We start from the raw sequence: 14,932 nt of genomic DNA, 5'->3' as shown, positions 1-14,932 counted from the left end.
ACCATAAAGTTTGAATGATTATGTTCACCGACCTGTCTGCCCCTGAAGATTATGATATTATCGTCGCGGGAGCCGGTCCGGCCGGGTCAATGGCCGCCAAATACGCAGCACTTGAAGGTGCCCGCGTTCTTCTGATCGACAAAAAAGACGTCATCGGAAAACCGTTTCAATGTGCCGGATTTATTCCGGAAGCGTTTGAAATTGAGAATCTGATTCCGGGGCTGATCTTGCCGGATGAAATGAAAAAGATTCCGCCGGATTGCATTCTGACCAAAACGAAAACACAAAAATTAATCAGTCCGGACCTTCATTCCAAAGAGTTTCCGGTTTCCGGTTTTGTTCTTGACCGCGAACGTTTTGATTTTCAACTGGCGGAACAAGCAAAACGCGCCGGCGCCGATGTTTTACCGGGAGCGCTCCTTCGAAAGATTGAAAAAGATGAGCGGGGTGAATTTCAATCCGTTCAAGTCAAACACAAATCCGGTGAAATCAAAACAATTTCCGGAAGAATTATTATCGGAGCGGACGGCCCGGTGTCTCTTGTCGGAAAAACATTCGGCCTGGTTCATTCCCCGTCGGAAAAAACAAAAACAGGCGCTCCGTATGAACGCGGCCTCGGTTTTGAATATAAGATGGAAAACGTTGACACCAACATGGAAACGCTGGAAATGTATTTCGGAAACCGTTATGTTCCGGGCGGCTACGTTTGGATTTTTCCGGAAGGAAACGGACGCGCCAACGTCGGTCTCGGGCTTCGCCGCTCCCTTTGCTCCGAACAAATGTCGGCAAAAGCTTTTTTGGATCGATTCATTCGGGAACATCCCTTAGCGTCTCAAAAACTGAAATGTGCGACCATTACGGACAGCACTGCCGGAATTATTCCGGTGGCGGGCGCCCCGGGGCGGACCGCAACTCAAACGGTAATGGTTGCCGGCGATTCGGCGGGACACGTCATGGCCACAAACGGCGGCGGAATTCCGTTTGCGATGGCGGCCGGAAAAATCGCAGGACAGATGGCGGCGGAACAAATAAAATGTGCTGCAAATCCGAATGACATTTCCGTTCTGAATTATGAGGCTGTTTGGCGGAATGCTTTTGGAGACGCTCTTTCGGCAACCGTTGACGCCCGGAAATTGATGGATAAATTTATTGTGTCGGACAAGCGCATGAACGCGGCGTTTAAACTGCTGCCGGCGGACCAACTCAAAGCCATGCAGTGCGGCGATTTGCCGAAATCAGTGAGAATAGGATTGAATTTATTGTTGAGATAAGCGGACTTATTTTCAAAATTTTGAGCATCACGCATTTGGTTTTTTGATTTTTATTTTTATTTTTAGATTCTGATTGCATCTGCTGTTTTCTATTTTCAGTTTGCATCTGCTGTTCTCATTTTCAGTTTGCATCTGCCACCACTGTACCCCATCCATTCCTCGGAATCCGATTAAATCAAACGCCAAGCGTTTGATTTAATCGGGGGGTTTGCTTAACTCAAAAACAAAAACGGCCAATGGGCCTTCTAAGCTTGAAAACAAAATGTGTCGCCATAACGCGCGCGCCAGCCCCGTCAATTCCAAAATAAACAAAATTTAATTGAAAATGCCAAGAATAATTTTAAAAAAACGGAAAAAGCAATAACTGCATAATAAAGTCCTCAAATTTTCGAATTTTTCTCTTGCAACGCAAAAAACCAACCTGAAAATCCGGAAATTATCCAAACTTCTGAAATATAGAGAATTGAGAAGATGATCAAGAGAATGATATTTTGAATTATTTTTGATTTTTCATTTAGAATCACTTGAAATAAATCAATGGAAGAAACATCAACACACCCATTAAAAAGACAAGAATCAAGTAGTAAAATCCCTTCATGTCAAAATCGGATTCATCTTTGGCTGAGAAATAACCGATGCTTCCCTGAATAATCGGAATCAAAAAGGCAACAAACCAAATATTGGATTCACGAAAAACATACAAATATGGTATTGAGTAAATGACCCCAAAAAAAACCGCTTTCTTTTTGTCCTTGGAAAGAAATCCAAAAATTAAACTGCCGAAAATATAAAGAATTGCCGCAGGAATTGCCGGGAGAATGCTTCCGGAAAGCAGGCCTGCATAACAAAAGAAAATACAGATGGAACTGGTCACGAATAGAAACAGAAATAAGAAACTGTTGTTTTGATTTGTAGGATTGTACTTCATGTAAATCGTTCTTTGTGAAGGTTAGAGTTTGATTGTATCAAACTCCCTTCATTTCATTATTTGCTGATCATTTTTGTTGCTTTGCCATTATTATAAACACTCGGATATCCGTGTTCTTGTGCATAATAACCGGCATTTGCTAAAGATGTGTCGTTTTTATAGACGTACCATGCTGAAGTGACGAAGTAATTTGCAATCATATCTTCGACTGATTCAAAATTTGTTATTTGGTGACCTGTATGATCAAAGGGATAAATTGACCTTACAATAGGACTATCCGGATAAATAGTCGGGTCTTTTAAAACCTGTTCGTCCATATTTGATTCCTCCGCCATTTTTCAATCGAAGTTACCTGCGTTCATTCCTGATCAAACGGACTCAAAATGATGTCCACCGTTTCAAAATTGCTCCCGTAAACCGTTCCCCGAAATTCCGCAAATTGCCCGCGCGGGAACGTAAATGTTGACGTAACGGTTTTGACCTGATCGACGCCGACGGATCCGATTTTCTGCGTATCGTTCATCGAACTTGATTTTGAAAAAATGCCGTTCATTTCCACGGTCACATTTTCAGCCGTGTTCGGGCCTCGGTTTCTCATGACCACCGTAATTTCGTGAATCGCCTCCGTTTCGCCTTTGGCAACCAACTTCCGGCTCACGGAAACTTCAAGAGCGGCCGTAATATTCATTTTGTAAATGTGAATGGTTGATTTGTCAATGCTTGCGGGAACTTGCCCGATTTCATAATCGTTTGACGTCGTTTCCACGTAATAATATTGACCGTTTCTCTCAAAATATGTTCCGGTGGCATTGTCAATTCCGGCAACGCCCAACGCCATGTGATTGTCAAATCCCAATAAAGCGGCGTCATATCCCATTTCGTTCAAAAGCGCGGCCGCCAAAATCGAACTGTCCTCACAGTCGCCGCCGCCGTCTACCAACGTTTCAATCGGATAGCGCGGATACTCGTCAAAACCGGTGGTGACACTGTCGGAACTGTACGGCATCGCTTGAATGAACGCAATCATATTTTCAACCACTTGATCGTCGGTATAGTTGTAAAGCGCACCCTGCTGCTTAAAAGAATTCACCATTTGTTCCAAAACGGCGCGGTCGTCGGGCGACACGGCGTATTGAGAATAATCGCCGCGCGTGTGGGATTTGTTTCGGAAGTCGTTATACATTTCAATCGGAACGGAAATCGTATACGACCAACTTTGATTGTCATATTTCCACGTGTATGTGCGCGTATAATACCCGGGTTCATTCACCTGATTGTTGAAATAGTTGACACGTTCGGGGTCGTTGATGTCGTTTTCAGAGACCTTGCCGGACAGATTTCCGGACGGGGGTTTGGAAGCATCGGATTGATTTTGAGAAGAGTTTGGCAGGAAGCCGGACAGACCGGTATCGGAAACAAGCGGCAAAACATAAAAAACCAATGCCGCTAAAACGACGACGAAAAGAATCAGAAAGATAATTTTTGAAAGTTTTCCCGTCAATATTCCTCCTGATGTTTTTTAAGATTGATAAAACGATTTGAAATAGTAATCCCTTTTTTGGAAATTATCACCGTGAATGGTACAACCAAAACGAGCTTGTTCCCCGCGCGGGACTCGAAGAGTCGCTTTAGCATAACCGGTTCCGTCTTCCGAGAAGTTGCCGATGTAAACGTCCTGTTGCGACCATACTTTTGTTGAATCAAACGGCGGCGTTTCAGCATAAATGTATACAGATACATTCTTTGCAGTTCCCGGGCCCAGATTTGTCATATCGCAATAAATTTCATAATAAGCATAGCGTGAGTCAGCCTGTAAAAATGTGCTTGTCACTTCCGCTGTCATTCTCGGAACCTGAACCATTGGATAAATATGAGCCGATGAGGATTGAACATCAGACGGAATCTGTCCAATTCTATGACCGGATGCCGTTGTTTCGACATAATAATACCTTGACCCTCGATATTCATAGTAAGTTCCGGTTAAATTTTCACTTCCTTTGACACCGAGCGCCATATGCCCCGGGAATGCCAAGAGAACGGTCCCATATCCCATTTCCGATAGAAGCGCCGCCGCTAAAATGGCGCTATCCTCACAATCTCCGCCCCCGTCAACAAGTGTTTCCAGAGGATAACGCGGATACTCATCATATCCAGTGGTAACGCTGTCAGATGTATAAGGCATTGCTTGAATAAAAGAAATGATATTCAAAACAACTTCATCATCCGTATAGTTATTTTGAGTACCTTGCTCTCTGAAACTTTCGACAAGTTGCCCCAAGATTTTTCGGTCATAATCGGAAAGAGCATATTGGTTATAATCTCCCCGATTGTGTGGTTTGTTCGTATAATAAGAGTAAGCGTCGTCCGGAATCGAAATTGTATATGTCCACTCCGAACCGTCGTATTTCCATTTGTAGGTTTTTGTGTGATAATTGGAAGAAAAAACGGATGCATTACTGCTATTTACGGCAGATTTGTTCGTTAAACTGATATTGATGCTTTCCGTTCGGTTTGCCGTTGAATTGGAAGTATTTGAATAATTAGAAGAAGAATATGGGACCGGATTACTTTCACTATAACCATTTTCATCATTTGTTTCATAAGTTGTTGAATCTAATGCATAAAAAAAAGCACTTAAAAAAACCACACCAATAAACAAAAGAACTATGCCCAAACATACGGCCAACAAAAATTTAATTGTATATGACATCTGAAAACCCCTTAATATCAAATCCCCAATTATTTTAAAGTATAATCTTTAAATTTTAAGGCGTTTTTCTATAATAAGTTATCAGATGTTCAATTCATTTATCCTGTTTATTGCTCAGTTTTCTGTTATATTTTTCCGTTAAATTTCAGTCGTCATGCAAAATTTCCGTTTTAAGCGTCACCGGATCAAAAGTATCTCCGTGAACGGTTAAAGCGATTTTTGCTTCTTCACCGCGCGGGACCCGAAGCGTCGTTGAAGCATATCCGGTTCCGTCTTCGGATAAATTACCGATGGCGATGTCAAAATCGGGCGGGTAGATTTCTCCGGAGTCCGGATTTACTTCGACGAAAAAGTGAGCGCATACGTTTTCCGCAAGACCCGGACCTTTGTTTTTGAGATCCGCTTCCACTTTATAATAAACAAATTCCAAATCAAAAGCAACCGGCTTATACGTGAGCGTTGCGGACATCTTTGGAACTTGAACCATCGGATGAATCGTCACCTGGTCAATATCCACATTGGAGGGAATTTCACCAACTTCAAAATCCGTCGTTGTCGTTTCGACATACTCATAATGATGGGTTCCGTCTGAAATCGTTTTTGTTTTCGTGCCGTCCGATTTCAAACCCAAAGCCATATGGTGCGGAAATTCCAAGAGGGCGACTTCAAAACCCATTTCATTCAAAATGGCGGCGCCGAGAATCGCCGAGTCCTCACAATCCCCGTAGCCGTCCACCAATGTTTCGACAGGATATCGCGGATATTCGTCATAACCGGTGGTGGATAAGTCGGATGCGTAAGGAATGGATTGAACGAAAGCAATGGCGTTTAACGCAATTTCCTTTTGAGTGTAATTGTTTTCCTGACCTTGAACGGTTAACGTGTCGGCAATTTGCCGGATACAAGCGCGGTCGTAGTCGGAAAGCGCATACTGTTCATAGTCGTTGCGCGTATGTGATTTTGATTTGAAATAGGTGTAGGAATCTTCAGGAATATAGACGGTGTATGACCATTGGTCGCCTTCAAATTCCCAATGAAAGGTTTGGGAATAATAAACAGAATCATCCGAATCCTTAAATTCCAATTTCTCATTCGAGCTATCTGAACCGGGTGTGACGTCAGCCACCGGAATCGGGCCTTCCACAGAACTGAGAACCTGCCCGTCATGCGTGGACATTTGAATGTATCCGGAAATATCGTTGCCTTCGGACGGCGGTTCATGGTCATGAAGAACGCCATAAAAACCAAATCCGTTGGCATGAGAAAACAAAAAAGAAAGGATAACGCTTCCTGTAATCAGGACGGCAGCCATGAGAAATAAAATCCCCATGACTTGAAAAGTAATCGGTTTTGTTTTTTTTGTTATTTCGGACATTTTAAATCCCCCGGATTTAAAGTTGTCAGAATATGGAAAGGGAACAGGATGAATGAATAAATAAATGAAATGAGCATTCAAATCGTGTTCATAAGACTTGAATTGTTTTTAGTTTTTAAATTGTTTTTAGTTTTAATTATCATTAATAATAGATGCAAAGTTCTTATCTTATAAATATATAATTATTAAAATACAAAAAATATTATAAATAAAAAAATTAAAATAAAAAAGAACAAATAATATGAAAACAGGTTGGGCTGGCGAATTATTCAAAAATATCGAAAATATCAAAAATTCGTTCAAAAATATCAAAAATAAGAACATTTGGAACCGGCATTTAATGTCCTGTCAAGTACAATCAACTGTTTTTCCGCCCATCAATGAATTTTCATCCGAATCAATGGTTTTGACAAATGCCTTCTGGCCGATGGCGGAACTTCATAAAATCCGACCTTAATTTTTCGGGGAACCGGTATTTTTATTTTGTCGCCGGATTTCGTTTTACAATTCCGGCACCGGAAACCCTGCCCTTTTCCGGCCGATTCCATCCGTTTTTGGCAAGCCGGACATGTCGGATTTTCAAATGCAAAAATAGATGTCAGAGAAAGAACTTCAATTTTTTCCAAGTTGAGCGTATTGTTTTTAAAACTGCCGTAAACGGTAACGCTGTCGTTTGAGGCCAATGCCCGAATAACTTTCCTGAAACTTCCGGTCGGTTCAAACGCGGCGCATTCCAAAAGATTTCCCGTTTGATCTTGAATCACAAAAATGTCATGCCCGCCTTCATTTGTTTTTGACGAATGGACAACCGTTCCGGTCAAAATGTACGAATGAAGCGGCTGCATTTCGGTAACATTACCAACCGAAATTAAATGAGCGTCAGTTCCTTGGTTTGTTTTAAAAACCGCCGACAAGTAAACCGGTTCGGAAACAACTCTTTCCGCTGCTTCCAAAACGACTTCGGGGGATTCTCCGCGAAGACCGAAAAGGACCGGATCGCCCGAGCCGGGAACACAAACCGGAAACGGATTCTTTTTTTCCGAATAATCCACGGTGTCCCATGTTTTCGGATAAGTGGCTTTATCGGCGGCAATCAAACTGTTTGTATCGACAAAGCGCGGCAAAACTGCAGTTCCATTCCATTTTTCCGGAAAACGATACGCTAAATATTCATAAGTTTCATCCCAACCGGGATTCATCAGAGCCCCGCAAACCGCCAGCGCGCCGATGAGGCCCCGGCCGTTTTTGAGAGACAGATGCGGAATAAAATATTGGGACAAAAGTTGTTGAGCTTCGTCAATTTCAACCAAATCGGTCACCGCTTTTTTGAAAAATAAATTCAAACGGTTCTTTAATTCCGAATCATTTTCTTCAAAAATAAATACTGCCCCCGGATTCGTTTTTTCACACTCCGTTTCGGCATATTCGATGATTTTTCCGGAAACGAAAGAAATCAGTTTTGTTCGGAACTCTGCCGAGTCGGCCGCCGGATTAAATTCAAAGCCAAGCGCCGCATTTCCGCGGGTTTTGTAAGGAACGGATGGATTGAGACGAATCAAATGCACGTAGCCTGATACGGTTCCGAATCCTTCTTTTTCAAGCGCGTCGGCGATCAGCACGGCTAAGTAAGTCGTACACATGCGCTCATTGGAGTCCGTGTCGTCCATGCCGATGAACATGAAACCGACATAAACGGCAAATTATTTTTAACTACCGTTTTCAAAGTAAAAAAATTCAAATCAAATTAAACAAAAAACCAAAATCAAAAATAAAATTAAAACAAATCAATCCAAAACAAATCAACCCCAAATCAATTTCAAAACCCAAATTCGGAATACAAAAAATTGAAATGTTTGAATTTTTGAAAAAATGTGAAAGAATGTTTATATAGACACTTTTCATAATTGGTATCAATGGCAAAAGATGTCTTGATGGATCAGGTTGTTCAAATTCTTCATGAAGCCGGCTTTGATGTGTCTGAACGGTGCAATATCCGGCCGGGAAGTTTTGATATTGCTGCTCGCTGCGGCGACGTCTTATTGTTGTGTAAAGTTTTATTCAATATTGACGGCCTGTCAGAGGAAACCGCCAGTGAAATTCGCCTTTTGGCCAACGGGCTTGGCGGAACACCGCTGGTAATCGGCGCAAAAACACGCGACCAGATGCTGGAAGACAACGTCATTTACATGCGCCACAGCATCGTCTCCATCAACGTCCAAACGCTTTACGATTATTTTATGGAAGGAATTACCTCTTTTATTTCCGCTTCTCCGGGCGGCCTTTATGTTTCGATTGACGGAACCGCTTTAAAAGAAGCGCGGCTTGCAAACGATCTGTCTCTCGGATCTCTTGCCGGCGCAATCGGCGTTTCCCGGCGGACCATCAGCAAGTATGAAGAAGAAGGGATGAGCGCGTCAATTGATGTGGTTTTAACGCTGGAAGAAATCCTGAATGTGGAACTGGCAAAGCCGATTGATATTTTAAATCCGTCTTTTTTGGTGAAAAAGCAGGACAAAGACCTTAAGGACAAGTCCGACAAAGACCATAAAAATAAAGAAAAAAATATCAACATAAGCAGCATTCCCGCACCGATGTCCCCGGAATCGGCCGAAGAATATCTCAAAGAATCCAAAAAGAAATTTGACCGGGACGGGCTTCACCTTCACTCTCAAACGCCGGCGCCGGAGCAGGAAATGCTTTCCTACATCTCAACGCTCGGATATGACGTTCAGGAAACATCGCAAGCGCCGTTTAAAGCGATTTCAAAGGACAAGCAATCGGTTATTTTGACCGGCGTCAGCAGTTATAACCCGACCGTCATTAAGCGGGCAAGGCTTCTCAGCAGCATTTCGGATGTCATTCAAACCGAATCCGTTTTTTTAATCAACGGAACGTCCAAAGTCAAATCCGTTCAAAATACGGTTTTTATTGAAAAGAAAGAATTGGTCAACATTCACGGACCGGAAGAACTCATCGAAGTGATTGAAGAGCGCAAAACGCCTGAAAAAACAAAAAACAAACAATGACCAGAGCTGTAAGCCGCAAACGATAACCAAAGGAAAAATTATGAGCCTGTCCCTTCAAAACGTTTATCAAAAGCAACAACCTGAATTTTCATCCGCCTCAGCCAAACGGTTGTCCGCCGAGCAGGCCGCCCGAAAAATGTTTGTTCAAAAAAAGATTGTTGCGCCGGAACATATTGCTTTTATTATGGACGGCAACCGCCGCTTTGCCAAAAAAAAAGGGCAAGCTCCGTCCTGGGGGCACCGGATGGGCACGCAGACGATGGAAAAAATTCTTCATTGGGCTTATTTGTCTCACGTGAAATGCGTGACGGTTTATGCTTTTTCGACGGAAAACTTCAAGCGCGACCAAGAAGAAGTGAACAACATTTTTGAACTCTTAGAAAAAACAATTCGCCGGCTTTCGGAAGATGAAAAAGTTCAAAGCAAAAACATCAAAATCCGGATGATCGGAGATACGTCGCCGCTGCCGGAAAAAATTCAAAAATCCTTTTCGGAATTGGAAGAAAAAACAAAAAACAACAACAAAATGTATCTCAACGTCGCGATCGCTTACGGAGGGCGGCAAGATATCGCGCAAGCCTTTTTAAAACTCGCCCAAGAAAAAACACCGCTTGATAATAATTTCGGAGTCGAGATAAGCGACGCTGAAATCTCAAAATATTTATTTCCGTTTTCGGATGAAACCGTCCCGGATGTCGATTTATTAATCCGGACCGGCGGCGAAAACCGAACATCTAATTTTTTGCCGTGGCAAGCCAACGGAAACGCGTCAACGGTTGTTTTTCACCAAAAATACTGGCCGGAATTCAATCTGAAAGATTTGCTGTGGACGCTTCGCCGGTATCAAAAAATTACAAGCCGCCGGGAAAATGCGGAAGCGAAACGAAAAGCGCTTGTGTGCGAATTTCTGAGCAAAAGAGCGGAGTCCTAAATAAATTTATTTACGAACCTATTTACGAACTTGCGTCAATTCGGGTTAAGAAAGATTCATATAGTGGATTTATTATTGTTAGAATCCACGCCAGATGATTTCTCTGCATGAAAGGGAGCGTATCTGGAAAAATCGGGTTTTCAGATAATTGTAAGATATTATGAGAAGGAAATAAGCCGCCTTTGGCGGTATTTCAATCTGATATGCTTTTTTATTATGTTCTCCCAGACAACGCTTAGCGATTCGATCAAAAATGATCTCGCGGACAATGATATTGACATCGGTTTCAATTAAATTCATGCTCAAATTTTGATTCCGGCCGGTTGAACCGGTTCACACGTCCGCCAAATATAACGCCGGATGATTAATTTAAAAGTTTTCCGCAACGAGTTCCGCTAAACGTGTCAACCGTATCATCAACACATTCCGTCAGGAAATCAAAAGGAACTTAAAATGACAAAACAAACCACAACCGTTACGTTTAGCGATCTCGGCATCTCCAAAAACATTATTGATGCGCTTCTTTTAAAAGGATATGAGTATCCGACGCCGATTCAAATTCAAACGATTCCCTTGTTCTTAAAAGGCGAATCCAACATCATCGGACAAGCCCAAACCGGTACCGGAAAAACCGCCGCTTTCGGTGTCCCGATTATTCAAAACATTACCCGAAAAACGGGACACGTCCAAGCCATTATCTTAACGCCAACCCGTGAACTGGCGATTCAGGTTTGCGACGAAATGTCGTCTTTCGGCGGCATCCCGAATTTGACGATTCTGCCGGTCTTCGGCGGCCAGCCGATTACCATTCAGCTTCGCGCGCTTTCAAACGGCGCCGACATCATTGTCGGAACACCGGGGCGTGTCATCGATCTCATTCACAGAAAGCGTCTGGATTTGACGCACCTGTCTTATTTCGTTTTGGACGAAGCGGACGAAATGCTCAACATGGGCTTTATCGACGATATTAAAGAAATTATTCAGCATACGAACGACGAAAAACGGATGCTTTGTTTTTCCGCGACCATGCCAAAGCCGATTCTCGGAATCGCGAAAAAATATATGGGCGACTATGAAATGGTCGCCATTGAAAAGGTCAAAGAAGGAGAACTCACGGAACAACTCTCAATTGACGTTCCGCCGTCCTTGAAATTTGAAGCGCTTTGCCGTGTGATTGACTCCGACCCGGAATTTTACGGGCTTGTGTTCTGCGCCCGAAAAGACACGTCGGACGAAGTCGTTCAAAGGCTTGAAGAGCGCGGCTATGACGCCGATGTAATTCACGGGGACATTCTTCAAGAACAGCGCCTGCGCATCATGGAACGCTTTAGAAAACAAAAGTTGAGAATTCTGGTTGCCACCGATGTTGCCGCCCGCGGGATTGACGTGAACGAACTCACCCACGTCGTTAACTACGATATTCCGCAAGATCCCGAATCTTACACGCACCGGATCGGACGGACCGGGCGCGCCGGTAAAAAAGGAATCGCGATTACACTCCTGACGCCAGCCGATTTTAGAAAATTCGCGTTTATTAAAAAAATAGCCGGTTACGACGTCCGCCGCGTCGAACTTCCGAATGCCGACCAGGTTGCGGAAATGAACCGCGAAAAGCTGAAGCATGATCTTTCCCTTTTGATCAATTCCGATTTTGTTGAAACAGGCGCCGCCGATCCGTTCCTGGAATTCGGGCGCGCCCTTCAAAGCGAAAACAGAAACGCCGACGATGTGATTGCCTGCCTGCTCAAAAAGGCGTATGAAAACCGGATTTTACCGAGAAACGATGACAAACGCTTGGATGAAATGTTTGCGCAAATCCACAAAAAGAACCAGAACCGTGACAGCGAATCCGGACGCCGAAGCGATGGCGGACGGGACAGAAATAAATCCAGCGGCAGACCCGGAAAAGACGCGAAAGGCGGAAAACTCGAAGACAAAAAATACCGGTCGAAATCAAGAGAGGGCGACCGTGATGAACGCCGGGGTTATGTGGTCAAAAAAAGCGATGACAAAAAATTTGCCAAAAAAGACTCCGCCGGAAAAGCCAATAAGGATTTTGCCATGAAGCGGATTGAAAATAAAAAAGCAACGGCCGGCTCCAAAAAATAACCGGTTTTTCTTTTTATTTTTGTCGGCGCGGCAACGCGCGCATTATAGCATTCATTTTTGATTGAGCTTTCAAAAAAGTGAAATATGTTTTAAAAAGAGCTGAAAACAAGATCGAAACATCATTTTTGTTTTCGACTCTTCCATTTTTGTTTTCGGTTTTAATTTTCACTTTTCGTTTTTGTTTACAAATCTCTTTTTTCATAAAATTTGCAGGATAAGATGCAGGACAGTGTTTGAAGAATAAGTCCGGCAACAACACAAGCAACACCAATCACGAACATATTGGTCATGGCTGTTTCAAACAAAGCCGGTAGGTTGATGCCAATGTTGTTCATCAGAATCGGTATTAATGTGATCATTAGAAATACCAGTATCAACGGCAAATAGGTGAAAAGTTTTGATTTGGTGTACCCGTATTTGAAAAAGATCGGATTTTGCGTGGCAATCACCAGCGAACTGACAGCATATAAGACGCAAATAACAACGGCCAACTCCGCAAATGATGTATTTTCCATGCCATTCAGAAACGGCAACGCCGACAAAATGAAAACGGCCGCAACGCCGATCAATTCGATGATGAACGCAAAAGCGTACCGGCCGATGACAACGTCTTTTCGTTTCAAAGAAAGAGTGGCGTAAAGTGTGTCCAGGTCATACCGCTCACCAATGGAAAACGGATATGTTGCAAACAATGTCAAAGAAATCATGACAATCCCCGCAAGAATGCCGATTGACCGAAAGACCAGAAAAAGAATCAGCCAAATAAGAAGCATGCCGAAAATGGATTTTTGGTACGGTTTAAGGGTGTAAAAATCCAAACGGATGACGGATAATATTTTATTCATTCTTTGCCTCCTTTTGAATCATTTGATATTTCATCTCTCTTTGAGAATCTTTCATATTGAAACGAATCACGATTTCATCCAACGTGCTCGGTTCCGTCACAACGGTTGTCGGCAGCAGCTTCATTATTTCTTTGTCCGCGAGTCCATCGAATCCGAATCCGTGTTCTTTGTATCCGATGATTTGCCTTTTTTGTTCTTCGGAAAGAATGTTCAGACCGCCTTTAACGAGCCCATATTTTTCAAGCAACTCGTCTTTCGTGTCAGAATAAACAATTTTTCCGTCGCGGATAAATGTGATGTAATCAGCGATTTTTTCAAGATCGGATGTGATGTGGGTGGAAAACAAAATGCTTTTGTCTTCGGTCATGAAATCAAGAAGGATATCCATGAGTTCATTTCGGGCAACGGCGTCAAGACCGCTGGTCGGCTCGTCCAAAAGGAGCAAATCCGCGTCATGAGAAAGCGCAACGGCGATCATGAGTTTCATTTTCATGCCGCGAGATAAGTCTTTGACTTTCTTTTTCGAGTCTAAATCAAATTGGGAAATCGTTGTTTTATATTTGTCATCGTCCCAATTTGTGTAAAAGACGCGGACGGCTTTTCCGACGTCGGCAACCGTCCATTCTTCCACATAAAACGGCCGGTCCATGACAACGCCGATTCTGTTTTTGATTTCCGGCTCATGAAGACGGTTGTCTTCTCCGAAAACGGAAATTGTGCCACCGTCGTTTTTGAGCATGTTTAGAATCGTCTTCATCGTTGTCGTTTTTCCGGCGCCGTTTTGTCCGATAAATCCCATAATGAAACCTTTCGGAAGGGAAAAGGAAACGTCTAATGTAAAGTTGTCAAAGTGCTTGGAAACGCCGTTCAGTTCTAAGATATTACCGTTTATTGCCGATATTGCTGTTGCTGTTGTTGCTGTTGTTGCTGTTTTTGTCATGATTGTCCCCCTCCTCCAACAGAAGTTTGAGCATTTCGGAAAGTTCGCTGTCTGAAATTTTAATTTGCCGGGAGATGTCAATCGCTTCCTGCAAATTTTCTTCAATTTCCCGTAACTTCTGCTCCAAAAGAAGTTCAGTGTTTTGGGGTTTGACGTAGCATCCTTTTCCTTGAACATTGACGACGAAGCCTTCCTGTTCCAAATCGTTGTACGCGCGCATTGTTGTAATCACGCTGATTTTCAAATCCTTGGCCAGAGACCGGATGGACGGAAGCAAATCACCGTCGGAAAGTTCCCCGGAAAAGATCGCGGATTTGATTTGTTCCTTGATTTGTTCATAAATCGGAACGCCGGCCGTGTTGGAAATGATGATATTCAAAGCTCTTCCTCAAATCTGTTAATATTGTCTATAATCAGTATATACATATATAAACATTTTGGGAATCATGGAAATAGGGCTTCGATTCAAAAGGGAAATTTATATATATCGAAATGAATATGGTTCTATCTGTTAGTGATTAAAACGAAAAGCCAAACTTAAAACTTTTTTGAAAAAGTCGTTTTTCCGCTTAAAACCAGCTTTTTTCAAAATTATTCAAATTCAAAATGATTCAAAATTGACTATTCATCTGAACAATTTGAATTTTATTTTCAATATTCAATGCAGCCGGCATTGATTCTAAAGATTAAATAATCCTCTGGTTTGGAAAAATTCAGACATTTTTACAAATGATTTTTCGAGGAGAAATTCGAATTCGAAACATTTAGAAACATTTATCTTGTACTTTTTATCATTT

General features: G+C 42.6%; 13 protein-coding genes. 4 read left to right on the top strand and 9 right to left on the bottom strand.

What is annotated here, in order from left to right; all coding sequences use genetic code 11:
* The first annotated feature begins 14 nt into the window (after positions 1-14).
* Positions 15-1,271, top strand: a complete 1,257-nt coding sequence (locus MsAc7_RS02310) for a geranylgeranyl reductase family protein (protein WP_338102993.1) — start codon at positions 15-17, stop codon at positions 1,269-1,271.
* Positions 1,272-1,791: 520 nt separating this feature from the next.
* Here MsAc7_RS02310 and MsAc7_RS02305 read toward each other — a convergent pair.
* The 6 genes from MsAc7_RS02305 to MsAc7_RS02280 all read right to left on the bottom strand — a co-directional run bounded on the left by MsAc7_RS02305 (position 1,792) and on the right by MsAc7_RS02280 (position 7,951).
* On the bottom strand, positions 1,792-2,199 hold the full coding sequence (locus tag MsAc7_RS02305; RefSeq protein ID WP_338102992.1) for a hypothetical protein: 408 nt from the start codon (positions 2,197-2,199) through the stop codon (positions 1,792-1,794).
* A 56-nt stretch (positions 2,200-2,255) separates the two neighbouring features.
* Complete coding sequence (locus MsAc7_RS02300) at positions 2,256-2,516, bottom strand: hypothetical protein (RefSeq protein ID WP_338102991.1); 261 nt, start codon at positions 2,514-2,516, stop codon at positions 2,256-2,258.
* A 41-nt stretch (positions 2,517-2,557) separates the two neighbouring features.
* Positions 2,558-3,700: a transglutaminase-like domain-containing protein gene (locus tag MsAc7_RS02295; protein WP_338102990.1), complete on the bottom strand. Its 1,143-nt coding sequence runs from the start codon at positions 3,698-3,700 to the stop codon at positions 2,558-2,560.
* 18 nt (positions 3,701-3,718) lie between these two features.
* Positions 3,719-4,909: a transglutaminase-like domain-containing protein gene (locus MsAc7_RS02290; RefSeq protein ID WP_338102989.1), complete on the bottom strand. Its 1,191-nt coding sequence runs from the start codon at positions 4,907-4,909 to the stop codon at positions 3,719-3,721.
* A 145-nt stretch (positions 4,910-5,054) separates the two neighbouring features.
* Entirely contained in the window at positions 5,055-6,284 is a 1,230-nt protein-coding gene (locus MsAc7_RS02285; protein WP_338102988.1) for a hypothetical protein, read from the bottom strand.
* A gap of 377 nt (positions 6,285-6,661) precedes the next feature.
* Positions 6,662-7,951, bottom strand: coding sequence for a TiaS agmantine-binding domain-containing protein (locus MsAc7_RS02280; RefSeq protein WP_338102987.1), 1,290 nt, complete (start codon positions 7,949-7,951; stop codon positions 6,662-6,664).
* Between the two features lie 246 nt (positions 7,952-8,197).
* On the opposite strand from MsAc7_RS02280, the gene MsAc7_RS08955 reads away from it, so the two are divergent.
* From MsAc7_RS08955 to MsAc7_RS02260, 3 genes are all read left to right on the top strand, one after another.
* Positions 8,198-9,310 carry a transcriptional regulator gene (locus MsAc7_RS08955; protein WP_420847459.1) on the top strand — a complete coding sequence of 371 codons (1,113 nt, stop codon included), beginning with the start codon at positions 8,198-8,200 and terminating at the stop codon, positions 9,308-9,310.
* Positions 9,311-9,350: 40 nt separating this feature from the next.
* Positions 9,351-10,241, top strand: a complete 891-nt coding sequence (gene uppS / locus MsAc7_RS02265) for a polyprenyl diphosphate synthase (RefSeq protein WP_338102986.1) — start codon at positions 9,351-9,353, stop codon at positions 10,239-10,241.
* Between the two features lie 453 nt (positions 10,242-10,694).
* The gene (locus MsAc7_RS02260; RefSeq protein ID WP_338102985.1) at positions 10,695-12,350 is read left to right on the top strand and encodes a DEAD/DEAH box helicase; all 1,656 of its coding nucleotides are present in this window, start codon (positions 10,695-10,697) and stop codon (positions 12,348-12,350) included.
* Positions 12,351-12,532: 182 nt separating this feature from the next.
* Here the strand turns inward: MsAc7_RS02260 and MsAc7_RS02255 are convergent, their stop codons facing one another.
* Genes MsAc7_RS02255 through MsAc7_RS02245 form a run of 3 tightly spaced genes read right to left on the bottom strand, consistent with a single transcriptional unit; the run spans position 12,533 to position 14,514 of the window.
* Complete coding sequence (locus MsAc7_RS02255; RefSeq protein WP_338102984.1) at positions 12,533-13,195, bottom strand: ABC-2 transporter permease; 663 nt, start codon at positions 13,193-13,195, stop codon at positions 12,533-12,535.
* A complete protein-coding gene (locus tag MsAc7_RS02250; protein WP_338102983.1) occupies positions 13,188-14,135 on the bottom strand; it encodes an ABC transporter ATP-binding protein in 948 nt (315 codons plus the stop codon). Before MsAc7_RS02250 ends, MsAc7_RS02255 begins: the two co-directional genes overlap by 8 nt.
* Entirely contained in the window at positions 14,077-14,514 is a 438-nt protein-coding gene (locus MsAc7_RS02245; protein WP_338102982.1) for a GntR family transcriptional regulator, read from the bottom strand. The genes MsAc7_RS02250 and MsAc7_RS02245 overlap by 59 nt, the downstream gene beginning before the upstream one ends.
* Positions 14,515-14,932 lie beyond the last annotated feature (418 nt).

The sequence above is a fragment of the Methanolapillus millepedarum genome (assembly GCF_032594115.1).
Lineage (GTDB): Archaea > Halobacteriota > Methanosarcinia > Methanosarcinales > Methanosarcinaceae > Methanolapillus > Methanolapillus millepedarum.
This window is presented reverse-complemented; position numbering and strand designations above follow the sequence as displayed.

Excerpts from the sequence above, each read along its gene's own strand:
- MsAc7_RS02310 (WP_338102993.1), top strand. The coding sequence starts at position 15 with ATGATTATGTTCACCGACCTGTCTGCCCCTGAAGATTATGATATTATC.
- MsAc7_RS02305 (WP_338102992.1), bottom strand. The coding sequence starts at position 2,199 with ATGAAGTACAATCCTACAAATCAAAACAACAGTTTCTTATTTCTGTTT.
- MsAc7_RS02300 (WP_338102991.1), bottom strand. The coding sequence starts at position 2,516 with ATGGACGAACAGGTTTTAAAAGACCCGACTATTTATCCGGATAGTCCT.
- MsAc7_RS02290 (WP_338102989.1), bottom strand. The coding sequence starts at position 4,909 with ATGTCATATACAATTAAATTTTTGTTGGCCGTATGTTTGGGCATAGTT.
- MsAc7_RS02285 (WP_338102988.1), bottom strand. The coding sequence starts at position 6,284 with ATGTCCGAAATAACAAAAAAAACAAAACCGATTACTTTTCAAGTCATG.
- MsAc7_RS02280 (WP_338102987.1), bottom strand. The coding sequence starts at position 7,951 with ATGGACGACACGGACTCCAATGAGCGCATGTGTACGACTTACTTAGCC.
- MsAc7_RS08955 (WP_420847459.1), top strand. The coding sequence starts at position 8,198 with ATGGCAAAAGATGTCTTGATGGATCAGGTTGTTCAAATTCTTCATGAA.
- uppS (WP_338102986.1), top strand. The coding sequence starts at position 9,351 with ATGAGCCTGTCCCTTCAAAACGTTTATCAAAAGCAACAACCTGAATTT.
- MsAc7_RS02260 (WP_338102985.1), top strand. The coding sequence starts at position 10,695 with ATGACAAAACAAACCACAACCGTTACGTTTAGCGATCTCGGCATCTCC.
- MsAc7_RS02255 (WP_338102984.1), bottom strand. The coding sequence starts at position 13,195 with ATGAATAAAATATTATCCGTCATCCGTTTGGATTTTTACACCCTTAAA.
- MsAc7_RS02250 (WP_338102983.1), bottom strand. The coding sequence starts at position 14,135 with ATGACAAAAACAGCAACAACAGCAACAACAGCAACAGCAATATCGGCA.